This window comes from Mobiluncus porci, assembly GCF_009695935.1.
Taxonomy (GTDB): domain Bacteria; phylum Actinomycetota; class Actinomycetes; order Actinomycetales; family Actinomycetaceae; genus Mobiluncus; species Mobiluncus porci.
The window spans coordinates 85,844-109,735 of the sequence record NZ_VUMY01000008.1 but is presented as its reverse complement, the minus strand read 5'-3'; the positions used below and the strand labels follow the sequence as shown (position 1 = coordinate 109,735).

Sequence of the window (23,892 nt, the reverse complement as noted above, 5' to 3'; positions counted from 1 at the left end):
CGAATCCCGCGAGTCGAGGAACAGCCGTCGGGGACGGTTTCTCTTCGCTCCGTTCCACTATGCGAAAAAGAAACCGTCCCCTTTGCTCCGCGTTTAAGCCACGTGCTTGCCGCGAGCCTTTTCTTCACGCCTGCGCGCCAAAACCAGAAGCGCCAAACCGCCGGCAAACACCGCCAACGCCACCGGAGCCAGTGCCCCGGACTCCACACCGGTCCGAGCCAAAGCCTCCCGGGGAGCCGTCGGCTTGGCCACCGCCACGGGAGCCGCCGGCGATTGCGGGGCAACAGGCGCCGCGTTCACTTCCGGAGCCGCCGGAGTCGTATGCAGACCCGCCACTGGCGGAGTCGGCTTTGCCGGAGTGTTCGTTCCTGCAACCGGCGGAAGCGACAAAATCGGAGTTGAGGGAGTCTCTACCACGCCACCGATAGGACCGGTCGGGAACGTCGGGATAAATCCACCGGGGAGGTTGCCGCCTCCCGTGGAGGGATTAGCGCTAGGCGGCGCCGGAGCTACTGGAGGAGCTGGCGGAGGCGGCGGAACCGCAGGCGGTGGCACATCGGCATTCCCGCCTCCCGGGGTCGTGGGCGGCACCTCTAAACACTGTTCGTCTTTCCCGACGAATAACGAGGTATCTACATCAGCTTTCTTCCCGTCAAAGTAAACTTCGGGAGCATATCCTATGACTTCTGCGGGGATATTGACCTGGCGTGTCACGGCGCTTAGCGAACAAACTCCTTCGACGCAGTTCACGTCATCTTCTGTAAAGGAAATCACATCGTTTTCCCCAAAGACGAACTTCGCGGTCGCCAGTTGTTTCTTCATAAGGTCGAATTTCTCGGGAATTGTCACTGACTGGGTGAGAGTCTCCCCGCCTTTATTCTCGGCCACAACATAAACCTTGTCTCCAGTCCAGGCGAAAACCCTGCAAGTGTAGGTTTCTCCAGTAACTGTGCAGGTCTCGCCGTTTGCCATGACAGTCAAAGAGTATTCCACTCCGCCGTTGCCGACACTTCCAGAGATAGTTCTCCAGTTCGTTGTGTGTGGAAGTATTAGTTTCAACAGAGGCTTGGGTTCCCGCCGACTGAGTTCCCACTGACTGGACCTGCTCCGTCTGAGTACCTACCGGCTGGGTTTCTGCTGACAGAGTTTATCCCGCGTCCAACGAAGATTGCGTCTGTGGCTGGGGGATTCCACCGTTTGATTTTCGACTACAGCCCCGTCAACAGCACTGGTTTCGCCGAGCGCCAAGGGGGTAAAACACACCGCCACCTGCGACGATGAGACTGAACCCACCAATAAACGCCGAAATGCAGCCACGCTTGTTGAGAGGCAAAAATACGCTATTTCCTCGACAAATTTCAGGCAAGTAATAATCCTTTGAAAATGAGAGGCTACGCCCTTTTACCGCTGAGCCCTAGCTCAGGATTCTGGTAGGTTATAACGGTCGATTTCTCGAGATTTTAGAACGAAATCAAGACACACCTGAGTTTGTGGGGACAATCATGTTTAAACCCGAAATGAAACACCTTCTCGCCTTCCGTCTCGGATTTCGAGACTATTTGTCTCAAATATCGACGAGGTGGTGGACAACTGACCAATACCCCAGGTAAGGTAGCCATTCGTAACTAATCATGACGAATCGGAGACGAAGATGAAAAAGATCGCCGGACTCGGCGCCTTCCTGGTTGGCTGCCTGTTCACTCTGTTTGTGTGCATGCCTTTTATGACGTCTACTCAAAACTGCTCGGCTCCGACTTCCCCCGCCGGAGCGGCTCCGGTGGCAACGAATTCTAAACCCGCAAAAGTCGTCAATATTGGCTTGTTGCAGATGATGAGCCACCCCTCCCTTGATGACATCCGCCAAGGCGTCTACGACGGCCTGAAAGAACGCGGCTACACAGACGGGGAAAATATCAAGATTGATTATCAAAACGGCCAGGGCGACCAAACGCTCTTGAAAACCATTGCTGACCAGTTCATGGCCGATAAGAAAGACTATCTTGTCGGGATTGCCACTCCTGCGGCCCAGGCGCTTGCCAACTCCTCACATAATTCTGTGCCGGTCGTTCTTTCCGCTGTTTCCGATCCGCTCGGCGTCGGCTTAGTGAAGGACAATGCCAAGCCCGGGGTGAATGTGACCGGGGTCTCTGACCAAACACCGGTGAAGGCTCAACTCGACTTGGTGAAAAAGATTATGCCGCAGGCCACCCGCCTCGGGATTCTTTATTCCAGCTCCTCGCAAAATGTTGGCGAAGCCGTGGCGGAAGCAAAGAAACTTGCTCCGGAATACGGATGGAGCGCGAAAGAGGCGACCATCACGACAACAAATGATCTCGCCCAGGTCGCGGAGCAACTTGCCGCGGATGTGGACATGATTTTTGTTCCCAACGACAACACGATTGCGGCAGCCATGCCGACCCTGATTACGGCGACGACTGCCCATAACGTGCCGGTTTTTCCCGTGGTGGACAAGATGGTGGCCGACGGTGGCCTCGCGACAGTCGGCATCAACCAACACCAAATCGGCGTGGACACGGCGAATGTTTTGGCAGACCTTATTGAGGGGAACCAGGCGAAGGACTACCCCATCGTCTTCACGAAGAAAGTTGACACCATTATCAACTCGAAGCAGGCCACACGCCTCGGCATCACCTTACCCGCCGACGTGACCGCCACCGCCAAGGACGCCGCAAACACCAACTAGCCGAATGAGTTTTGGGAAAGAATAGAAAACTCAAAAACTCAAAAGAGGAAAGGGCAACACTGTGGAAATCTTGTTGAGCGCTTTGTCGCAGGGCGCCATCTGGACCGTCATGGGGATTGGTGTCTACATCACCTTCCGCGTCCTGAACGAGGCCGACCTCACGACCGAGGCCTCCTTCACTCTGGGGGCGGCGATTGGAGCGCAGTTGCTGGTTCTCGGGATGAATCCACTGATGACACTGTTTGTGGTCTTCTTTATAGGAGCCGCCGCGGGCGCGATTACCGCTTTGATGATTACAAAGGCCCACATCAACTCGCTTCTCGCGGGGATCATCACGATGACCGGACTGTACTCGATTAACCTCGGTTTCATGGGAAAGGCCAATCTTTCGATCGCAACAGAAACGACTCTGAAAACCCAGCTCGGCGCTCTTGGACTCCCCCGCAATGTTGACACCTTGGTTCTCGGGATTATCGTCGTTCTCGTGGCAGTCGCGGCCTTGAGTTTCTTTTTCCGAACGGACATGGGCCAGGCTCTGATCGCCACGGGAGACAATCCGGTGATGGCGAAGTCTCTCGGGATTTCCACGAGCGAGATGATGCTTTTGGGCTACATGCTCGGCAACGGCCTCATTGCGCTCTCGGGCTACTTGGTAGCGACCGACAACGGCTATTCAGACATCTCGATGGGCATCGGCTCTCTAGTTATCGGCCTGGCTGCCATCATCATCGGCGAGGTTGTCATTCGAGATGTCCCCTTGCCGATACGTCTGCTGGCGATTTTTGTGGGTTCAGTCATCTACCGACTCTTACTCGCCCTCGTGCTGCGTTTCAACTTCGACACCAACAATTTCAAACTGTTTTCCGCGATTATTCTCGGCCTGTGTCTCTCCATCCCGACCTTGCAGAGGTATTTCGCGGCGCGGAGAGCCCGTCAAGCAGCCCTGAAGGAGGTGGCTTTAGCATCATGAGCGAAACTCATACCCCGACCGGCCGGGTCAAAAATGGAACAAACGGTACAACTGGAACGTCAGGTACAAAAACGGTTTTGCATTTGGAGAAGATCGAGAAGTCTTTTCATCAAAGGACAGCCGATGCTTATCGCGCTTTGCGCGGGGTGAACCTGGAGGTTCCCGAGGGGGATTTCATCACCATTGTCGGCGGGAATGGTGCCGGAAAATCGACCCTACTGAATGTCATCGCCGGATCGATTCTGGTTGATTCCGGGCGGGTGGTCATTGATGAAACCGAGGTCACGAGGCTTCCGGAAGAGGAACGCGCGGGGCTCATTGGACGGATTTTTCAAGACCCCAAACTCGGAACAGCCCCGCGAATGACGGTGGCGGAGAACCTGTTGCTGTCCTCGAAACGCGGGGAGGGTCGCGGCTTCAAGATTTCCATGAACGAGGCGAAGCGCGAGGAGTTTCGTCGTGTCCTCGCCCCGCTCAAGCTCGGCTTGGAAGACCGTCTCGACACCGAGATAGGCGTTCTTTCCGGCGGCCAGAGACAATCAGTAGCGCTGATTATGGCAACCTTGAAGACCCCGCGGCTGCTTTTGCTGGACGAACACACGGCCGCTCTCGATCCGAAAACCGCGCGCAAGGTGCTCGACTACACCGCAAAGGTCATCGCCGATAATGGGCTCACCGCTTTGATGATCACCCACCATCTGAAAGACGCACTGAACTTTGGCAACCGGATGCTCGTGATGAACCACGGCGAGATTGTCCACGACTTCAATGCTTCGCAGAAGGCCTCCATGACCGATGCGGAACTCTACACCCTGGTCGGCGAGCTCGCGGATCAAGATATCTAAGCATAACCAATGGAGACGGGTATTGATGGCGTAACGAAGTGCAGCCAGCAAGACCCGTCACCAGTGGCGCAACGAACCCAATTACATACCCTTTTACACGGATACCCATTAATTAGCGCTCGCTGCCAAAATTGAGTTAGAATCTTATTTGCTCGGGGCATTGGCGCAGTTGGTAGCGCGCAACGTTCGCAATGTTGAGGTCAGGGGTTCGAATCCCCTATGCTCCACTAGCTGCCTGCTGGTGTTGATTCAATTTCGCGCCAGCAGGCGTTTTCACTTTTAGGTGTATCAAAACAGGGTTACGCGAAATTGCTGCCTTGAGCTGGGGTTTTATATATGGTTTTTGGGGTTATGCGAAAAGGTTGGCGTTGGCGCGTAAAAGTTGGGCTGATTTGCGTGTATATCGCGGTTGAACAAGCTCTGGGGGATACGAAGATAGCCAGCCGTGGAGGACAGGGTTGGGTAGGTCATTGAGAAAGCTGGCCGCTAGTTAATGGTGATGTTCATACCCACTCTCTTCGCCGCTCCAAGCCTCTTCAACGCAATCAACCACCGGCCAAACACCAGCGTCTTACCCAACACCTTGCACTCACGCACCAAATCCTGCGCCCGCAACACCGTAGCCATCGCCGAATCCTCCCGCTCATGGCATAACGTTTCGGTTAGGTATATGCAGCCATAAAACCGCGCCAATATCCAGTCAAAAACCGCACAAAACCAGGAAAAAACAGCGATTCGTTAAGTGTTAGTCACCCCGCCTAGAATCCGCACACCAGCGGCGAGGGGTTAATACCCCGTTTATTCCAAAAACTCGCACACGCAAGGCCGAGCCCGCGGTCACACCACAAAGACCGTAGAGATACACGACCCCCTAGGGGGGGGCAGGTTGAAAATTACGAAGAGATGACTTGCTCAGTAGCGGCAATCCGACGGTCGGCAAAATCCACCACATCTTTAATTGCAAGTTTCTTGAGTCCCGAGATAAACGGTGGAATGAATTCATAATCGATTCCACCGTTGTTGGCAGTGGGAAGGAAAATCAGATCGTTTTCAACTTTCCCTGCCCACGTAGCTAAAAAGTCTCGCGAGTACTTCGGATACAACACCTTTTCCATCGCGGTAGAGAAGAAAAGATTGAGATCGTGATCTCTATTGTCACTCCGGGGCGCGATGAAGTAGCTTTCTGCAAGGATGCCAGTTGGTTCTTTCTGTGCGTAGACTTTTCCGGCTGCAATTGCACCGTTGTAGATGACTGATATTGCGTTTTCATGAGTAGCAAACTCGCCTTTACGTCCCCAGTACATGATGCCGTTATCCCCAAACTTGCAATAGACAACTGGAGTGCTGAATTCCTGGTCACGGTATTTGCGAACGTTCTTCTTGGTTGCTTTCTTTCCGTCAAGTTTCTTGAAGAGATCCCCAATTCGATACTGACGCCAGGTGAGGGAGTCAAACTTGTTTAGCGCCTCGATCTCGGGGGGGTCAGCGTGTAGTCGCGCAGACCAGTGGCTTCGAGGTACGCTTCTAGCTCCGCTAGACGCGTAGCTTCTAGCTCCGCTACAAATTCCTCAATGAAAGCAAAATCAATCTCACCATCCCGCACGGGGAGCTTGATTTTAGTATTCCTCATAGCATCACGATTGAATTTTTGACCATAACTGTACCCAGCCTTTTCTGTGGCAATATGTGATGCTGAGATGAGCATGAAAGCGATTGAACGATTAAAGCGTTCAAGTTTTGGCACAAGATGTTGAATATGCTGATATCCAATGAAACTTTGTTTCTGATAAAACATTGTTTCTGCACCAAGGGTGGTATCAGAACATGAGAGACTATTACCGTCATTAAGTGCAGGCAACAGAGAATACCCCATCACGCCATTCTCGGTGGATGAATTGGAGACTAGAGGAACGCTTCCTTCATCGGATAAAATCTGCTCGTTACGGAGTTTGTAATATTTTGTTGGGTTGATTTCAAACAGGTCTCCGAGCCGGTATTCGCCCCACTCAACTGTGGCTAGTTTTGCGTTGAGTGAGGCGTTTATTTTCCCAGGCGCTCGTCCTGGCGGTTTTGCTGTTTCAAGATGTTGGAGACTTCCCAGGCAAGATAGTCACTCACGGTTTTCTTGAAGTCATCGAGGGTTGGGGTGGTGTCGATTGGCGCGGATTGGTTCCAGTCATTACCACTGGTCGGATCGATTGTGCCCTCGTAATAGTCTGATTCGCTGAGATAGTGTAGTTTCTTCGCTCCGAAACGTACGAGGTCTGCTACTTCTTGGTAGCGTTCGAGCGCGTGATCTACGTTGCGCAGGTTCACGCCGCTCTTAGCTTTCTTGCGGTTCGCACGCTTATAGCCATCTTCAGAAAAATCAATGAATCTCACGACGTCATCTGATTTGTGGGATTCACCTACTCGGAAAACATAGATTTGGGTTTGCACACTCGATTTTCCGATAAACAAGTCAATTGGCATTTTGATGCTGGCGAGCAGCGTGGAGTGCTTCAAAATGCGTTTGTTATATTCGCTAGCTTTCCCCGTGCCTGCTGAGTTTTGAATAATAATGGCAGCGTATCCGCTGTTCATCATTGAAAGTGCGCGCTCAACGAATACCATACCGTTACCAGGCGCAGAATATGGAGGGTTCAGCACGAAAGCGGTAGCAGGGAATTTAGCGTCCTTGTTGCCGTATTCGTAGTTGCCAGTAAAGTTTTTCAGCGAGTCGTCGTTAATAATGTTCGAGGAGCCGTCACCCATCAAAATCATGTTGAGCACAGCCAGCATGTAAACGCTTGGTAGAATTTCCAAGCCCAGCAGTTGCTCGGCTTTGATGCGGGCATATTTTGCTTGCAGCTCATCTGCTGAGGTGATGGTTTCTTTCGCGTCATTCATCATCTCGTTCATGGCTGCCACCAGCAGGCCTGCCGAACCGGTAGCGAAATCCCAAACATAAGAGTCTTTATTAACGCGGGCGAGCTTCACCAGTAGTTTTGCAACATAAGAAGGGGTGAGCACCACATCGTTGAGTTTGTCTTGGGTAAAGCCCAGCCAGCTATACATTTCGTTGAAGAGCTTGCCGGTGAAATCAGTGGTAAGACCAATCTTGTAGTAGATGCCCAAATCGTCCACAATCTTAGAAAACACGCGCTTGAGCTGTGTTTCCCCGTTTTCCACCTTGTTCACGTTCTCGGCAGTGAGAGTGTTTTGCAAAGTGCGCGCGATCATGTCGCGTTTTTCTTTCGGCAGCTGCTTCAAATCAAGGAAATTCCGCACTCTGCGCAGCACAATTTCGCCATCGGTATCGCCAGGTACACTCGAAGACCGCAGATCTGATTTTTCTAGCGGAGGCAACTTGCCTGGCACACCGAGCGTGGCAATAATGGTGGCTGCCACCAGATAGACGCGGTCATTCTCACCTAAGCCTTTTTCGTTTTGGTAAATATCATTATTCAGCTTTACTAAGCTGGCATCGATTTCACGTTCACGCTGCGCCTTCAACGCCTCAATCTCTTCAGCAGACAGCTGGAGCGTCAACACTCGCTGAACAAAAGCATTGAAATTATCGGGTCGTAAAAAAGACAAATCGCTGAACTCCCCGATTTTCTGCCCAACACCAAAGTTTGATTTCGAGACGAAATAGACACCGATCTGTAGCTGCAGCTCGCCGCTGGCATCTCGATACCCCGTCGCCCCGATAGCAATCACGTTCGTGTAGGCGGTGTAGTGCAGCAGGGCATTTGCGTAATGCACTGCGCCGTTTACAGCATAAGCATTGATATTGGCAAAGTTTGGCTCATGGTTCTTCTTATGGTTATCAACATGCCCGTCGGCATCAAGTTTTTCGAGCTTATCCTTATAGCCCTTATGTTCAATCAGTACTGGCCAGAAATCACCATGCTCATCTTGCAGGAGTGCTTTAGCATCCGGGCGGTTCCCGCCTACGCCGCCTTGCTTGGAGAAATACTCGTTAAGAGCAGTATCTATCTCAGTGTTAAGAGATTCTTGTTCGAGCCTATAGTCAACGCCATAGGAGCGCAGCCAACCATTAACCTTGTCAGCAACATTCGGCTCAACAGACTGGATTTCGCGCTTGACCATCTCTTCTCCCTCTTATCATTTAGCTAGGTGGCGGAGAACCATGTACAAAACAATAACTGCCCCAATTTTACCTAGCTGAACGCATAAGATAGCCGAGGCGTACCGGCGTCATAGCAAGTGAATCTCTGAAAGTGAGCTAGCCGCTCGTACGGTACAACAGTAGAATCAGATAGACGTAACCCAGGCGATTCAGCCGAAGCTGGTGATCGTTCCGGGGTCTTCGGTATCTATTTTACTGTAGGAAGTGGATGCGTCGATGGCAGGTAGGGCTTGGGATAGCAGCCACGTGGTGCATCTGCTTTCTGAAGAACTCATGGCCACCTTCATCAACGCAGCAGAGACTCTATGCACCGTCTTTATTGCTGCAACAAAATGATTATGTTCGCATTCACCAGTTTGACGAACCCCAAAGTGTTAGTCTTCGTTACAGATTATGGTGATGAGGATGATAGTTTATGAACAGATTCGCATATTCACTCACCTCAAACGCCTGTTCAATAACCTGGTGACGCAACACGCCTCACACACGTGCCATCACGATAGTCAGCAAAGCAAAGGAGTAGCAGTGACGCCACAACCCACAGATAGTAAATCGGATCGCAGCTCATCTATATCTGATTCCCCCATACCCGCCATTTCAGATGAACAACTGGCGCGCCTGGGCGGCTTTGGCGTTTCGGATTGCATTCCCCTAGGAGGGAACGAGACCATTCCACGCTATACGTGGCGCGGTGTCCTGCTCGATTCAGCAAGAACGTTTTGGCCTGTGGGTACTGTGTGTGAGCTGCTGGCTCTCATGGCTCGCTATCGTTTGAACAAACTGCATTGGCATCTGTGCGACGACGCCGGATGGCGGTTCAAGGTGGACGGCTATCCGGATTTGACCACAGTAGGCGCATCTTTGGAACGCGAACCATTTGCGTGGTATACGAACGTAGATCCAGCAAAAGCAGCACAAGCTTATCGGCTGGCTCCTAACGATTCTACCTGCGGATACTACACAGATGAGGAACTTCGATTTGTGGTGAAATACGCGGCCTCGCTTGGCATCGACGTGATACCGGAGGTGGATCTTCCAGGGCATATGGGCGCTGCAATTCGGGCATACCCGCATCTTGGAGATCCATTGCTCAGTGAGCTCCCTGCGGTTCAGTGGACCCACCGCAACGACGTACTGTGGCCATCCCAACAGGCACTAGACTTCATTCATGCTGCCCTCGATAAAGTGATGGATATCTTTCCTAGCAATCTTGTACATATTGGTGCTGATGAAGTTAACTTTGCGGCCTGGGAAGCGGATGCTTCCCTTCTGGCGCGCGCCGCTAAACGTGGTGTCTATTGCGGCGCTCAAATTCAAGGCGGTTTTATCCGTGATGCCCGCGAGTATCTTGCCCGCCGCGGACGCAGGCTTGCCGTATGGGACGATGCTTTGCAAGCTCAGGCGAATGCTCTGGGTGGCGACGAAGTGATAACCGCATGGCAGGAAAACGGCGCTGCAGAACGTGCCGGTAAGAGTGGCCACGATTGGATATTTGCTGACTCTGCCGCACTCTACCTCAACCGAGTAGCCGGACCTGTGGATAGCGAGCCGGCAGGGATGTACGGCGCAATCTCCACGGGGGACATCCTCAATCTGTCTATTCCAAAGAGTAAGCATCTTCTCGGCGTGCAGGCAGCAATCTGGTGCGAATTCGTACCGAACCGTGACGCGCTGTATTATCAGCTTTTTCCACGCCTGTTTGCGGTAGCGCAAATCGCATGGAGTGATGCGCATCTATCGTGGAGGGATTTTTATCCACTCCTCGAAAAAGAGCTTGACTGGCTTGCAGGTCACGGTATTAACACACGACCGCTAGATGCGCACACCTACAGAGTATTCGATCCTGTGGAGCGAAACTATCACGATGCCCCTATTGACCGCCACCAAGCTCCTGAGGCAATACGGTTTCGTTTCAACCTTTGACCGCTCCGTCAACAAGCCCTGCAGTCATGCGAGTTTGCACAAAGGCAAAAATCAGCATCACGGGGAGAGCAATCAGAGTTGAACCAGCCATCACACCACCCCAATCGGCTCCGCGCAAGCCCTGTTGGAAAGACTGCAGCCATAGGGGAAGCGTGTAGGCCGAGTCGCGACTGAGCACAATCAACGCTAGAGTGTATTCATTCCATGAATGAAGGAACGCAAAGACTGAAGTGGAGACAAGTCCCGGTGCAAGCAGTGGCAAGGTAATACGAATAAACGCCTGAGTATGTGTGCATCCATCAACCATCGCCGCTTGTTCTAGCTCCTGGGGAACTCCCACTATAAAACCGCGCATCATCCAAATAACGAAAGGCAATACTCCACCGATATAGAGTAGGGACAGTCCGGCGATCGAGTTGAGCAGCGCCCATGAATCGAGCATTCGATACTGGGAAATAAACAATGCCTCGGCGGGGATCATCTGTATTACAAGAACCAATACAACGAGCGTCCGACGCCCGAGGAAATTGAAACGCACTAAAGCTACAGCCGCCAAGAGCGCCGCCACAGTTGTCACCACAACTGTGATCACCGCAACCGTAAGCGACATTCCCATCGCCTGCCAGAAAGAACCATCGTGCAGCACCCCACGGAAGTTCGCTAGCGTGGGAGGCGATGGAAGTAAATTAGGTGGTGAGGCGAGTAAATTACGCTCCTCCTGGAAAGCCGAGTTCACCATCCAGTACACCGGAAGAAGCCACAACAATGCAGCAATCAGCAATGCAAGGTTCACTAATAGTTTGGATGGCTTGAGCCGTTTCATAGTTGCCCCCCTTGCTTGAAAAGCATCCTAATGTACTTGCCAGTGATTACGAGGGTGACAAGCAGGATTACCATTGCCACTGCCGAAGCCGAGCCGTAGTCTCCTTGAGAGATACCCACCTGGTACACGTAGGTGCCAAGCAGGTTTGTCTGGGAGGAGATTCCGCCTGATTGCTGTAGAACATATATGTGTGTAAACACTTTGAGATCCCAAATGATTTGCAGCACGCTCAGCAGGCTAACCACCGGGCTGATAGCTGGAAATATAACGTGGTGAAAGCGTTTCCAATAATCCGCTCCATCTATTTGTGCCGCTTCAATAAGCGAATTATCCACCTGTGTTAAAGCAGCATAAATAGAGATAGTCGCGAGGGGGATAGACGCCCAGATGATGACGGCTGAGGCCACCAGATAGAAAGTCCACGGGGAGCTTGCAAGCCACGAGAACCCCTCGAACTGTTTCAGACCAAGGCTTGACAACAAGAAATTCACCAGACCATAGTTCGGATCGACTAGCCACTGCCACACCGTGAGACTGGCTATAAGCGGCATCGCCCAGACAACCACAAGAACGATGTTCATTAAGGTTCTGATGCTCGGATGTGCTGAGCGCATCAAGAGTGAAAACCCAATAGCGAGTATCATCGTCAGCCCGGCCGTCCATGCACAGAACAGCAGTGATTTGACCAGCACTGTCCAAAAATACGCATCAGTGAGAATCGATATGTAGTTCTCAAGCCCAACAAACTTTGCCGGTTGCCCGAATTGCTGCGCCAAACCAAATTCTTGGAATGACATTACAAACTGACGCAGCATCGGGTAGCCAAGCACGAGAAGTACGAATGCCGCTGCCGGTATCAGCAGAAGATAGGGCACATAATGCGATAGCCGCGCTCCGCGTCTGCGTGGCGCGGCGTGACACTCCTCGGCGGTATGGGCAGATCCCCTTACCATCACGAGGCCTCCTTACTATCTTGGATCATAGAGACTATATCTACGACGGGAGAAAGCTACTTGCTGTTCAAGATGTCTTCGAGCCGCTGACCATAGCGATCAGCAACAGCTTGTACGTCGTCTTCCTGCGCTAGAGCCGTCCAGAAATCGCGCACTACGTTATTGCCCGATGCCACACCCCACTGAGGCGTATTCGGAGTAAGCTTGGAGACGTCTACGATTTGTGCAGCAATCTCAGCAAATGGACCGGTAGCTGCGCCCGAATACGTAGTGTTTCCCGGAACCCAGCCCTCCTTAGCAATCTGATTTTGGAAATCCTCAGAGAAAATGAGCTTGAGAGCTTCTTTCGCTAATTCAGGATTTTTTGCATTGGCCGACAGTGAGATATGTGAACCGCCTGCAAAGGTGGCTCCTAGCTCGCCGTCTTTCACTCCTGGAATCGGCATCACAGCAACCTTGCCTTCATCCCAAAGCTTTTGATCGATCTTGGCACCAATGTTACCAGTGCCAAGTAACATGCCGACTTTCTCTTCGTTGAAGTATTTCTCGAACGCTTTCTGCGAGGCCTGGGAATCAAGCGCATAGGCAGTACCATCAGAAAAGATTTTTTTCACGCGTTTGAGAGCCTCAACACTTTGTGGCTCGCTAAGCTTTTGCACCCATTTGTCTCCCTCTTGAACAGCCCACTCACCGCCTCCGGCGAAGAAGATCGATTCTGGAGCGTGAATATCAACTGCTGCTAGGTACATACCGGAGAATCCGCCAACCCCATCGGGATTCGCCGCACCGAGGTCAATCGCTGCTTGGGCGAGATCATCAAGCGTCGTTGGCTTGTCAATTCCAGCTTTTTCGAATAAGTCTGAGCGATAGAACACTCCACGGGCACCCGCATATAGCGGGAGTGAATAGAGAGTATCGTTCCACGAACCCGCTTCAATGAAACTGGGGATCAAATCTTTTCCGCCAACTTCGTCATAAAGGTCAGTGAGCGGAGCGAATGCTCCCACGCTGGAGAACGTGGATGTTTGAGTATTGCCGGTTTCCACCAAATCCGGGCTTTCAGAATCGGAGGCCAGCGATGTCTGAAGCTTTTGCACGATACCATCCCATGGCTGAAGCTCCACTTTCAGTTTATTACCTGGGTACTTTTTCGCGAATTGGTCTTCTAAATACTTCACTGTTCCGTCGGTGAAACTCCCCTCCATAAGCCACACACGCAAGGTTTCGCCGTTAATCTCGCCCACATCGCGAGAAGACGCTGGCTTTGCTGAATTACCTGAGGAACATGCGACAAGTGAAAGCGAAGTGACTAACGCCACACCCGCAGCTAGAATCTTCTTAAAACGCTTGTTATTCACGATTTCTTCTCCTTTGAAGTAAAGCGACGGCTCATTGGTGAGCGCTCGCGAGAAATAGCCTCTGGATTGAGTTCACCCAAATCATTCTCAGTATGCACCCTAGAAGAAATAGTGTCAAGTTCTTTTACACTTTTAGGTAATACTGAGCTCATAACTCGTAGTTACTGCTGATTAGCTCCACGCACCTACGTATTATGTCGTCCCGCCTTCGCAGTACATCTATCCCGGCCTCAGCAATACTTCTCACATCGAAAGGTACATGCACGGCACTGATCTCGAGATTCGAAGTCGTTAGCGGCAACGCTCGTTGTAGCACAACACGCTTCACAGCATCAACAAAAATGTCGGAAAAAGCAAGTTTCCCACCAATGACAATGACATCGGGATCGAGAATGTGGCATACCGTAACGAGTGCCCGACCGAGGCATTCACCGAGATCGTCAAGCAAAGCCACCGCACCGTGATCGTAGAATGCGGCGTCTGATTTAGACGAGTTACCAACGAGCTCATCAACGGAACCTGGCGCACTACTCAAGACTCGCGCCCGCTCCATAACCGCTTCCTCACCTATGTATTGCATAAGACACCCACGGTTACCACACTCACAGGGCAACCCATGAGGATCAATACTTACGTGACCAAGTTCGCCCGCCCCTCCGCGGCTGCCATGTACAATGTGCCCATCGAGAATATGACCAAGAGTCACTCCAAACGACACATGAACATACGCCAAGTTTCTTCGCTCGCAGGAATACGATTGCGCTTGCATTAATCCGATGAGACGGGCGGTGTTTTCGATAATAATTGACGCTTGCGGAGCAAGGCGTGAAAAACCTTTCAAGAGGTTAACTCCTTGCCACATTCTCGACGCTTCCCCACCCAGCACTTCCCCGCTCTGTGTATCCACTTGCGTATTGACCGCGATATGCATTGCCGCAATAGGTGGGTTGCCAACATCGCCCAACACATCGCACAGTACGACCTCAGCAGTTTCGAATCTCTTGATCCCAAGTTCGCTAGGTTCAGTGGCGTATACCTGGCTAGATACTACTGCGCCGTCAAGCGTCGAAATAAAAACGGCAGTGCTACGGATCGTGAATGTCACAGATACCATCACACCAACGCTTTGCGGCACATAGAGCTTAGCTTTCAGCCCATGCGGTTTTTCTTCAGCAAGCAATCCCGCAAGCACAAGCGCCTGGGTGGCATTTGTGATGGTGGTGCGCGAGACACCCAGAACTCGCGCTAAATCGGCTCTATACAGCGGTCCGTCATGAATAATCTGGGCAAGAACCCGTTCTTTGCTTGACGTTACGCCAGTAAACATGGAACACCTTGCATTAAACCCTACCCTTTGAACAGTCCGATTGTATCTAAGTGAAGCTTGGTACGGTGCCGGCATTCGGTGTGTCTCATTACTTAGAACCTTTGTTGTACAGACTTGGCTCTGCATCAATGCGTTTCGTCCAATACCACCCGCTTATGGTAACAGACAAGTCATTGCTGAACATTTCCCCTCCGAGGAGAGACAAAACTGTCTGTAACAGATTTGTTCGAGAAACTATCCTTCCGACTCGGCAATTGGACACAATTATGCTATAAAATTAAGTTCCTATTGCAGCAATTACTCTCAGCCTCGCTCACGTTTCGGCTTATACTGGATAGCGTAGTCGGCAATTTTGCCCACTACGCCGACGAGGGAGCTGTACCGGCGACGCGACAAGACGGCCAGGAAAGGTTCGCCATGGCGTGGTTCGTGTTAATCGTCTCTGGAATGTTGGAAGCAGTGTGGGCTACGGCCTTGGGGTACGCTGACGGTTTCCGCAAGCTCATTCCTTCCCTAGTATTTTTCGTGGCCTTGGCGCTATCAATGGCCGGACTGGCTTACTCCGTCCGCACGATTTCACCTGCCATTGCCTACGTCGTCTGGGTCGGCATCGGAGCGTGTCTCACCGTGATTTATGCCTTCCTCGCGGGCACGGAGAGCGCCACCCCCATCAAGGTTGCTCTCATCATCGTGATTATTGCCGCCATTGCGGGCCTGAAGCTGGTCTCCCCCGAGGCGTAAGCCCTCAGGGCGCGACAATCTTTAGCTATCTAGGTGATTCTTCGACAAAACCCCAGTTTTAGCCTGCCATCAAGCATGGATATAGATTTTGAAATGCCGCAGGATTATCGAAAGAATCCACCAAAAAGCGAGATTCAACAGCACGAAGCCCCAGGCGTCCCAACCTGCCGGTAGCCCCAGCGACACTGCTCCAGCAAGACGAGCGGCGAGAGAAGGCTCCGTACCTCCATTGGTCCCAAGACGGTCAAGCACATCAACTAAGAGGTGTGAGCCGAAATAGACCAGCAGGGAATTTCTTCCCAAAGCCACCAGGGGTTCGGCAAACCGCGGGCGCTTTGTTGACCACGCCTGACCCGCAGGGGCATCAAAAATCCAGAAACACACTGCAAAAAGAATGATGCCGAGAGCTGCCGTCGCCAATCCGAAGGATGGAGTCCACAAACGCTTGAATGCGGGAACCAGCAGCGTGAGCCCCCAGCCGTAGAGCGCTACAACCCCAGCCCACGCACCAAGCCGCAAGGCTCCCAAATGCGCCAAGGTGCCACGCGAGGCCAAAGCCATATGTCCCGCGGTTGTCCCCGCAGCGGCAGTTACGAAAGCCCCCAAGATTGCAATAACGCCCTCCGGATCATGCCCCAGGGAACCCTGCGCGTACATGTGAACCCCCAGAATTGCCCCGTCAATCACGCGCGAGGGATTGCATGTCGGAGTGAGTTCTCCCCCGATGCAGCCGCTGGCATAGAAATGCAGCCACACCGCTTCCACGGTCGCTGTAACGAGAGTGATCCCCGCCCAGATTGGCCAGGTACGACCGAGCAAATGCCCCAGGACCAGTAAAGCCACCAGCCCCGCATAGAGCTGCAGCGTCCCCGTGAGCCGTAAGGTTGAAAGCGTATAGTCACCCGTGGCGACCGCCCCGTAAATCACTCCTACCACTAGCAGCACGGTGATTCGCCGCAAACTCACCCATCTCGAGACCCTATTGCGGTAAGCAAAAGCCATCCCCACTCCGGACAGGGTCACAAACAGAGGGAAAATCAGGTCATAGAGAGTCAAGCCCATCCAGGAGGCGTGAACCAGCCACTCCGGGCGCGGAGCCAATACTGAGGCGGAAGTAACGGAAGTGATGAGCATCACTCCGCGAGCCGCATCCAGGCCAGTGATGCGTCCCGGCTTGGTTTTTTTCCGAACGTAGTTCTCGGGATTTGCTTGCTGGCTGGCAGAAGTTTGCGCCTCCGGTCGCGACTCGGGTCGGGTCTCAAGTTGCGGCTGCAGTTGAGCCTCTGCCTGCGGCTGCGCTAGCGAATGCGGCTCAGGGCACGGAAGCGGCTGCGGACTGGAGTGGGAATCTATCTTGGGGTTCATTCGGCTTCGCCTCCGCCCTCGATCTGGATGAAAAATTGGTGGCGTGCGAATAAAGCCCCAGATCCGGCCAGGTTATATTCTCCCGGAATCCAAGTTGCCGCCGCCAACCAGCCGTAAGCCTCTTGGTGAATTCCGGTGTGCTTGAGCGTTTTCAGCTCTTCAAATTCGGCAGTTGTCCCGTCCGCATAGGAGAAAGCGGGAAGCTTCACGGGAGGTTTGGAGCCGACCTCAAATCGAAACGGCGCAAAGGCCTTTTTCCATCCGTCCCACCTGGTTCCGTCAGCGGCAGTATTTTCCATCAGAGCATCGAATTCTGACTTCGGAATAGTGGACATCAAGGTAGCTCTGTCATCAAAAGGATGCGTAGTGACCCACACTCCCTCACTGGTGAAGGATGCTAGGTTCACGGCCGCGTCCTGCACCGCCTTGTGGTCAGGATGCGGGTAGTCATAGGCAGCAGCTGAACTGTGGGAGCCATCCGATGACTTCAGCAAAGGGTCGTTGTAATACGCCGCGATGACAATATTGGAAAGCTTGAGGTCGGGGAGCATTTTTCCCCTCTCCTGCAAGACATCTTTCACAACGTTTTCGACGCCCTTGGAAGTGACTTTCCCATCTCCCAAATCAGCCATGAAACGAGCCGAATTGGATCCAACCCAGGCTCGAGTCTTGGTTCCTCCGGCTTGCAGGGTCTCAGCAGCAACGTCATCCCCAAGCGCAGTTGACCGGTTGAGAGTGGAGGCACGGTCAAGGAAATGATTCCATGATTCCGCCCTAGCCTCTCGACATGCCGCCGCCACCGCGGCCTGGTCTGAGCTGTTAACAATTGTCTGTAAGGTCGAAGGATAAAAATCACTATTAGCCTTCGCAAGGGTGCTTTGGACGATCTCTGGCTTACAAAACCCCGTGGCCTCACCATTGGTGGCAGTAATGAAAACATTGTAGATATTGGGACTCGCGCTCAGGGCTGACCAGGCTTGTACCTCATCATCTGGATGCGGAGTGAGAATAATCTGTATGGTGGGTTGATTCTGTGTGGCTCTCGTGAGAATGAATCCAGTAACCGCTAGCGCCACCGCCAATACGAGGACACTGGCTAGTTTCAATCGGCGCGTCATCCGTCTCCTCCTTCGTTGAAAACTTTAGTGGAAAGATCGGCGACTTGCCATCGGCGGTTTGCGCAGACACGACCTTGCAGGGTGCCTTGCCCCGACAAGAGGTCGTAACGGGCATGTATTTTCTAGGCGCGGCGGCGTTCCAGAATGGTTTCCAAATCGACAGGAGCCGAGGATTGGATTTCTTCGCTCGTCAGCGCTTCTCCGGCCGGCATTATCTGGGCGATCTTCGGTCGCATCGGTACCGGCGTGTCTTCCCAGTCTTGTCCGGTCACTTCCGCCGCGATAGCAACGTCTCGACGAACCAGATCCGAGCGTAGCGTGTAGGAAGGCGCCGGAATCGCGGTCGGATTCCACTTGTGCTTCTCGGAGGAATCGACAAGAGTTTCAGTCGCGCTTTGCTCGGTAGACTTTTGCTTCGCGTCATTTTGTACCGTCTGGTCAATTCCGTCTCCAGTTGCCGCCGACGTCTCGCCATTTTGTACCGTTTGTTCCACCTCGGATGCTGTCATCGTTTCGGGAGCTTCTTCGATTTGAGCCTCGAGAACCTCATTTGCCTTTTGCAATGCCTCACTCAAGGTCCCCTCGCGCGCCTCGGCGTTCAAGGACTCCTGAGCGACCTTAGCCCAATGGCTATTGCTGCGGAGTTTACCGGCGTGAAGTGCCGCTCGGCCTGCCGGGCTCTTTTCGAGACGACGCTCCACAGCACGGATATCTTCCAAATAGCGCAGATCTTCTCGACGTCCTTTGCGAGCCGCAACCGATCCCCATCCCAAAGTCAGCAAAATGCCCGCCCCGGGGGCCGCCAAAACCCACCAGGCCAGCATCCCCGCGGCCGCAAAACCAGAGACCACAACGGCCGCTATCGCAAGTCCCCCTAGGAAAGCCAACCTCCGGCGAGCGGCCGAAGACCGCGAGGAAGAAGCGGCAGCGCGACGGGATTTCAAGTCCGTATAGGTCCTTAAATCTTGGGCCATCTTGATGGGTCGGGTCACAGATTGTTGCATGGTTCGGTCAGTTTTCCGGTGTATAGCCACTTCCACGCTGTGGGCTAGACTGGGCGCTTCGGCCAGTTCCAACACGCGCATCCCCTGCGAAAAACGGTCATCATTACGGGCTTGGCCCATCATCCGACGCGATTTTGCCACCTGCGGCAGCAATACGACCGTAACGATGAGGGTCAGGCTTAATAAAATCCAGGCAGCGATACTCACATCTCCAAAATACAGACCGAACAGTCCAAAAGAGAGCTGCCACTCCGAAGAGAGGTTTGCTTTGAAATTTCAACCAATTATCAAAATTCTCAAAGGCCACAATTTTCACTTTGGTAACAATTGGGATACGAAATAGTCCGGCTCCCATTCCTCCAAAGTTACCGCGAAAGCGCGATGATCCGACCAAGCGCCATTGATGTAGAGAAAACGCTCGCGCAGTCCCTCTTCTCGCAGCCCCAGTTTCTCAACAACCCTCAAGGAGGGCTGGTTTTCAGGACGAATATTTATCTCAATCCGGTGGAGTCCGTATTCGGCAAAACACCAATCCAACACCGTCGCTACCGCCAGCGGAGCGAGGCCGTGTCCGGCAAAGCGAGAGGAGACCCAGTAGCCCACTGCGGCGTTTTGGGAAGCAGCTCGCTGGACACTGCTGATGGAAACCTGGCCCGCCAGCCGCCCTTCGGGAAGAATCGCAAAGCACATGCCCAAGCCCTCGCGGGCACTTTTAGACATCGCCGCCACGTATTGTTCCATGGTGATGGGTCGGGTCATCCCGGGAGGGGCGCCTGATTCCCACGGCGCCAACCAGGCTGCCTCGCCACGCCGCAATTTTTCAACGGCATAGAAGTCCTGGCCTTTGAGTTGGCGCAGTTCCATCCAATCCCAGTCGGAGGATAAGCCACGAGCTCGCAGATCCGGTTGCTGCAAAATGACGCGACGGCGTCCTCCTGGATAAATGATTTGACCGCGCGTTCTACGCAATGATTCGCCTATCCATTCACTAAACAATCTTGTACCATTCATTCCAAAACCATGCAGTGCAGCATCGCTTCCGGCGCCACGGTCGTGACATCTTCTGGAACCACCGCGAAAGCGTTCGCCCTCGCCAGCGCAGCTAGGCGCGCTTGAGGGTGGCGACCGAGCACCTCCCCACGATAGTGGCCGGGGTTGCCGGTCAGCAACACCGGCACAAACTCGCGCCGCCCCCTTGGTGAATTCCACCCTTGGGACATTGCCGCTGGAACAGAGGCGCGATAGAGACCCGAGCGACCGGCCATTTTCCGCAGAACCGGACGGATGAACGTCTCAAAGGCGACCTGCGCGGCCAGCGGATTCCCGGGAAGACAGTACACCGGTACCTCCCCGATTTTCCCCACGCCAAGTTGGCGTCCCGGCGCGATCGCCACATTGTCAAAACGCATCTGACCTAAAGGAGCGAGAACCTCCTTCACCGTGTCAGCAGAGCCATAGGACAACCCGCCGGTTGTCAGAATCAAATCGGCGCGCACCAACTGGTCTTCAATGGTTTCACGGAGCTTCGCGCGATCGTCACCGACCAAAACCCGAAAAGTTTTCGCGTCACTTTCCTGGCAGGCCGCAGCCAAAGAGTGCCCATTCGCGTCACAAATCTGGCCCTCCTCGCGGTGAGCGCCAGGTTCAACGAGCTCATCACCAATAGAGATAACCACGACTCGCACCCGCGGATGAACCGTGACCCTGCTGAGACCCAGAGCAGATAAAAGCGCAATCTTTTTCGCATCCAAACGTTCTCCCGCCGGAAGCAAAATCTCCCCCGGCTGAGCATCTATCCCCTCCGGAATCACCAGGGCTCCGCGAGGAAATGTTTGGGAGATTTCCACCGTTGAAATCCCCATATCGGTAGCCTCCAGGGGGACCACCGTATCAGCTCCAGGAGGGAGGGGTGCCCCCGAGGCGATACGAATGGCGGTTCCGGCAACGAGAGCGGCCCACGGAGTATCTCCGGCCACCATTTCGGCCGTCACCGGTAGCTTCGTCGGGGTTTGAGCAATAGCCGCAGCCGCCACCGCATAGCCATCCACTCCGGCACGGTTGGTCTCCGGTAAGGCAACCTGAGCCACAATATCAACCGCTAAAACACAGTCAACCGCATCTTCAAGAGGGACTGCCAGTTCGGGTAGTGGCTCCGCGGCCAGCAGGCACAGATTCAGATGCTCCCCCACTGAGCGCATCAGGCTTCGCCTCCCGCTCGCTTACCGCCACTGTTCTCCTCGCAGATAACCCCGCGCAGATGCTCCCGCAGGGGATTGCCAAGGAACGGGTGTTCCAAAGCGAGCTCGGCTTGGGCAGCCAAGTATCCCGCGAGATTTCCGGTGTCGAAGTGGCGTCCGCGCGAGACCACTCCCCAAACTCCCCCGCCGTCTTCAACCGGCAAATCCGCCAAAGTGGCCAAGGCATCAGTGAGTTGAATCTCCCCATTTCGACCGGGCTTGGTTTCGGCCAGCACCTGGAAAATCTGGGAGGTCAAGACGTAACGTCCCATGATGGCGTAGGGGGAATGCACCTGTTCTGGAGTGGGCTTCTCCACAATTTGTGACAACCGGTACACGGAGTGTCCGCCGGTTATTTCCGAGGGGAGCACCTCGCGTTCAATGGCGGTGGTGGAATAGGCTCCAATCTCTTTGGGACTCACCTCCAGGAGACCAACCACGCAGCCTCCGGTTTTCTCGTGCACCTTCAGCATGGTCTGGAGCAGCGGATCTTCTTCATGGAAGACGTCGTCGGGAAGCTGCACCACGAAAGGGTTGTCCCCCACTACTTCTCGGGCCTGCAAAACCGCGTGCCCCAAACCTTTGGCTTCATCCTGGGTCACGAAGTTCACCGGCGGCATCGAGAAACCTCGCGGATTGCGGGGGTCATCCTCCACTTTCGGGGTGAAAAACTCCCGCAGCGCCGGCTTCTTCGGTGAAGTCACGATGTGGAAAGTCTCGATTCCAGCACGGCTACCCTCTTCAATCACAGTGAGAATAACCGGCCTATCTACCAGCGGCAGCAGTTCTTTAGGAACTGACTTTGTCAGGGGATACATACGGTTGCCACGGCCCGCAGCCGGGATGACAGCGGAGGTAACTTTTTTTTGCATGACTCCAGCCTAAATGCTTTTCGCGAGTAAATGCCGGAAAACAGACCGGAATTAAGGCACAATAGGAAGGTGCATGCAACGGAGCTCAATCTGCCAGACCTACGTGGCCAAGAACCAGAGGACGCAAAACAGCAGTTAAGAGAGATTATTCGGGTATCTCGGAATCGTCTCGGACCCTCGCAAGTCGAAGAAGCCGGTAAAGCGATTACCGCTAGAGCCTTGGAGCTGGCGAAAGATTTTCACAATATTGCCTGCTACGTTTCCGTGCAGAACGAGCCCCCCACCTTGGAACTTATCGAAGCCCTCTACCAGGAGGGAAAAACCATTTTTATCCCGAAACTTGGTCCGAAACTGAAGCGGAACTGGGGTTACTACCAGGGCGCCGACGATTTGGCCGATTTATCTCCCAACCGACCTAAGGAACCGACCGGAGATGCTTTGGATTCTTCCGCGCTGGCCGCGGTGGATTTCGTCTTCACGCCTGCCCTCGCGGTGGATCGGCAGGGAAACCGTCTCGGGCAGGGCGGTGGCTGGTATGACCGAGCTTTGCCTTATGTGAAGCCGCAAACGCCGATTTACGCTTTGCTTTACACCAACGAACTGTTGACCCACACGATTCTCCCCACCGATAAATATGATTTTCCAGTGACGGGGGTTGTCACTCCCGATTGCGCCTTCGCTTTGGAAGATTCAGAGTTTAAAACTCAGGGTATTTTACCGCTCTAAACGTCACCAAATACGCTCTGGCATGGTAGTTTTGGGTTCAGCAAGGGTTTTCCACAATTGCAAATTAAGGCCCGAATTCACAGGGTAATAATTTTCCGCTAGGGCGCTTTTTCTCCTCGTCGTAGCGTGGGGGCATGAAGTTCAAACGATTTTGGAATTGGCGTTTTCCTCTGGCCGGAGCCTTGGCGGCTCTGGCTCTAGCGGTAGGGGTGACCATATTTTTACCCCAGAAAAGTCACACTGCGGCGCTGGTAGCGCGCTCGGAGATTTGCGCCGGCTGTGAGATTACGGCCCGGGAAGTGCAGGTGAGAGGTCTAGACCCGAGGGCTGTGCCGGAAAAATATCTCGCCTCGCCTCAAGATGTGGAAGGTAGAAAAGCCGCGGTGGCCTTGGAGGCGGGAACTATCCTCCAGCCGAGTTTGCTGCTGGAAAATTCCATGGGCGATCTCCGAGAGGGCGAAGTTGCCTTCGCGCTTTCCATTGATGATCCGGCAGTAGCGGGTTTTTCTCAGACCGGTCAAACAGTTGAGATCTGGAGCTCCGAGCCCCAGACAGAAAACCAGCTTCTTGCTACTGGGGTCCGCGTCTTGGGGGTGGAGGCCTCAAAGGATAGCCTCCTCGGAACCTCCCAGTCGAAAGCCATTGTTTACCTAGCGGCCAACGAAGAATCCGCGCGAAAAGTTGTCGCCGCTAAAGACGAACATTCCCTGTCCTTTGTCCTGCGAGGTTAGCGTAGCGCCTAAAGACTCCCAAAGTGCGGCGGTATATTCTCTATAATCTGCCTCTCAATC

The 23,892-nt window shown here is 53.5% G+C and carries 22 protein-coding genes and 1 tRNA gene; 8 read left to right on the top strand and 15 right to left on the bottom strand.

All coding sequences use genetic code 11. The annotated features are described in order from the left end of the window. Positions 1–93: 93 nt before the first annotated feature. Entirely contained in the window at positions 94–993 is a 900-nt protein-coding gene (locus tag FYJ63_RS05855; RefSeq protein WP_268233709.1) for a hypothetical protein, read from the bottom strand. Between the two features lie 658 nt (positions 994–1,651). On the opposite strand from FYJ63_RS05855, the gene trpX reads away from it, so the two are divergent. From trpX to FYJ63_RS05835, 4 genes are all read left to right on the top strand, one after another. Continuing rightward, positions 1,652–2,704, top strand: coding sequence for a tryptophan ABC transporter substrate-binding protein (trpX, locus tag FYJ63_RS05850; RefSeq protein WP_154544683.1), 1,053 nt, complete (start codon positions 1,652–1,654; stop codon positions 2,702–2,704). 61 nt (positions 2,705–2,765) lie between these two features. Beyond that, positions 2,766–3,674: an ABC transporter permease gene (locus FYJ63_RS05845; RefSeq protein ID WP_287848510.1), complete on the top strand. Its 909-nt coding sequence runs from the start codon at positions 2,766–2,768 to the stop codon at positions 3,672–3,674. Next, a complete protein-coding gene (locus FYJ63_RS05840) occupies positions 3,671–4,519 on the top strand; it encodes an ABC transporter ATP-binding protein (RefSeq protein ID WP_154544681.1) in 849 nt (282 codons plus the stop codon). Before FYJ63_RS05845 ends, FYJ63_RS05840 begins: the two co-directional genes overlap by 4 nt. 154 nt (positions 4,520–4,673) lie before the next feature. Further along, positions 4,674–4,746, top strand: a tRNA-Ala gene (locus FYJ63_RS05835). Positions 4,747–5,005: 259 nt separating this feature from the next. Here the strand turns inward: FYJ63_RS05835 and FYJ63_RS05830 are convergent. The 4 genes from FYJ63_RS05830 to FYJ63_RS05815 all read right to left on the bottom strand — a co-directional run bounded on the left by FYJ63_RS05830 (position 5,006) and on the right by FYJ63_RS05815 (position 8,614). Beyond that, positions 5,006–5,146, bottom strand: coding sequence for a hypothetical protein (locus tag FYJ63_RS05830; RefSeq protein ID WP_154544679.1), 141 nt, complete (start codon positions 5,144–5,146; stop codon positions 5,006–5,008). 266 nt (positions 5,147–5,412) lie between these two features. Next, positions 5,413–5,991, bottom strand: a complete 579-nt coding sequence (locus tag FYJ63_RS05825) for a restriction endonuclease subunit S (RefSeq protein WP_338106850.1) — start codon at positions 5,989–5,991, stop codon at positions 5,413–5,415. Next, positions 5,979–6,563: a restriction endonuclease subunit S gene (locus FYJ63_RS05820; protein ID WP_420846020.1), complete on the bottom strand. Its 585-nt coding sequence runs from the start codon at positions 6,561–6,563 to the stop codon at positions 5,979–5,981. The genes FYJ63_RS05825 and FYJ63_RS05820 overlap by 13 nt, the downstream gene beginning before the upstream one ends. Further along, positions 6,560–8,614 (bottom strand): HsdM family class I SAM-dependent methyltransferase, encoded by a 2,055-nt coding sequence (locus FYJ63_RS05815; RefSeq protein ID WP_154544675.1) that lies wholly within the window; start codon positions 8,612–8,614, stop codon positions 6,560–6,562. The genes FYJ63_RS05820 and FYJ63_RS05815 overlap by 4 nt, the downstream gene beginning before the upstream one ends. 445 nt (positions 8,615–9,059) lie before the next feature. Between FYJ63_RS05815 and FYJ63_RS05810 the strand changes: the two genes are divergently transcribed. Next, positions 9,060–10,577, top strand: coding sequence for a family 20 glycosylhydrolase (locus FYJ63_RS05810; protein ID WP_195839346.1), 1,518 nt, complete (start codon positions 9,060–9,062; stop codon positions 10,575–10,577). Here FYJ63_RS05810 and FYJ63_RS05805 read toward each other — a convergent pair. From FYJ63_RS05805 to FYJ63_RS05790, 4 genes are all read right to left on the bottom strand, one after another. Further along, positions 10,567–11,400 carry a carbohydrate ABC transporter permease gene (locus FYJ63_RS05805; protein WP_154544671.1) on the bottom strand — a complete coding sequence of 278 codons (834 nt, stop codon included), beginning with the start codon at positions 11,398–11,400 and terminating at the stop codon, positions 10,567–10,569. The genes FYJ63_RS05810 and FYJ63_RS05805 overlap by 11 nt on opposite strands. Further along, a complete protein-coding gene (locus tag FYJ63_RS05800) occupies positions 11,397–12,353 on the bottom strand; it encodes a carbohydrate ABC transporter permease (protein ID WP_154544669.1) in 957 nt (318 codons plus the stop codon). Before FYJ63_RS05800 ends, FYJ63_RS05805 begins: the two co-directional genes overlap by 4 nt. 56 nt (positions 12,354–12,409) lie before the next feature. Next, on the bottom strand, positions 12,410–13,711 hold the full coding sequence (locus FYJ63_RS05795) for an extracellular solute-binding protein (protein ID WP_338106846.1): 1,302 nt from the start codon (positions 13,709–13,711) through the stop codon (positions 12,410–12,412). Between the two features lie 148 nt (positions 13,712–13,859). After that, positions 13,860–15,038: an ROK family transcriptional regulator gene (locus FYJ63_RS05790; protein WP_195839345.1), complete on the bottom strand. Its 1,179-nt coding sequence runs from the start codon at positions 15,036–15,038 to the stop codon at positions 13,860–13,862. Between the two features lie 429 nt (positions 15,039–15,467). Between FYJ63_RS05790 and FYJ63_RS05785 the strand changes: the two genes are divergently transcribed. Next, positions 15,468–15,779 (top strand): DMT family transporter, encoded by a 312-nt coding sequence (locus FYJ63_RS05785; RefSeq protein WP_338106845.1) that lies wholly within the window; start codon positions 15,468–15,470, stop codon positions 15,777–15,779. Between the two features lie 69 nt (positions 15,780–15,848). On the opposite strand, the gene FYJ63_RS05780 is transcribed toward FYJ63_RS05785, so the two are convergent. From FYJ63_RS05780 to FYJ63_RS05755, 6 genes are all read right to left on the bottom strand, one after another. Continuing rightward, positions 15,849–17,144: a heparan-alpha-glucosaminide N-acetyltransferase gene (locus FYJ63_RS05780; protein ID WP_154544665.1), complete on the bottom strand. Its 1,296-nt coding sequence runs from the start codon at positions 17,142–17,144 to the stop codon at positions 15,849–15,851. Next, entirely contained in the window at positions 17,141–18,262 is a 1,122-nt protein-coding gene (locus FYJ63_RS05775; protein WP_154544663.1) for a hypothetical protein, read from the bottom strand. Before FYJ63_RS05775 ends, FYJ63_RS05780 begins: the two co-directional genes overlap by 4 nt. Before the next feature lie 122 nt (positions 18,263–18,384). Further along, positions 18,385–19,473, bottom strand: coding sequence for a hypothetical protein (locus FYJ63_RS05770; RefSeq protein ID WP_338106844.1), 1,089 nt, complete (start codon positions 19,471–19,473; stop codon positions 18,385–18,387). Positions 19,474–19,578: 105 nt separating this feature from the next. Beyond that, the gene (locus FYJ63_RS05765; protein ID WP_229769998.1) at positions 19,579–20,235 is read right to left on the bottom strand and encodes a GNAT family N-acetyltransferase; all 657 of its coding nucleotides are present in this window, start codon (positions 20,233–20,235) and stop codon (positions 19,579–19,581) included. Positions 20,236–20,273: 38 nt separating this feature from the next. After that, positions 20,274–21,464: a molybdopterin molybdotransferase MoeA gene (locus tag FYJ63_RS05760; RefSeq protein WP_154544659.1), complete on the bottom strand. Its 1,191-nt coding sequence runs from the start codon at positions 21,462–21,464 to the stop codon at positions 20,274–20,276. Further along, the gene (locus FYJ63_RS05755; RefSeq protein WP_154544657.1) at positions 21,464–22,375 is read right to left on the bottom strand and encodes a UTP--glucose-1-phosphate uridylyltransferase; all 912 of its coding nucleotides are present in this window, start codon (positions 22,373–22,375) and stop codon (positions 21,464–21,466) included. Before FYJ63_RS05755 ends, FYJ63_RS05760 begins: the two co-directional genes overlap by 1 nt. 69 nt (positions 22,376–22,444) lie before the next feature. Here FYJ63_RS05755 and FYJ63_RS05750 point away from each other — a divergent pair, with 69 nt between their 5' ends. Both FYJ63_RS05750 and FYJ63_RS05745 read left to right on the top strand, forming a co-directional pair. Further along, positions 22,445–23,101, top strand: coding sequence for a 5-formyltetrahydrofolate cyclo-ligase (locus tag FYJ63_RS05750; protein WP_277027201.1), 657 nt, complete (start codon positions 22,445–22,447; stop codon positions 23,099–23,101). A gap of 134 nt (positions 23,102–23,235) precedes the next feature. Continuing rightward, complete coding sequence (locus FYJ63_RS05745; RefSeq protein WP_154544653.1) at positions 23,236–23,832, top strand: RcpC/CpaB family pilus assembly protein; 597 nt, start codon at positions 23,236–23,238, stop codon at positions 23,830–23,832. Positions 23,833–23,892: the final 60 nt, after the last annotated feature.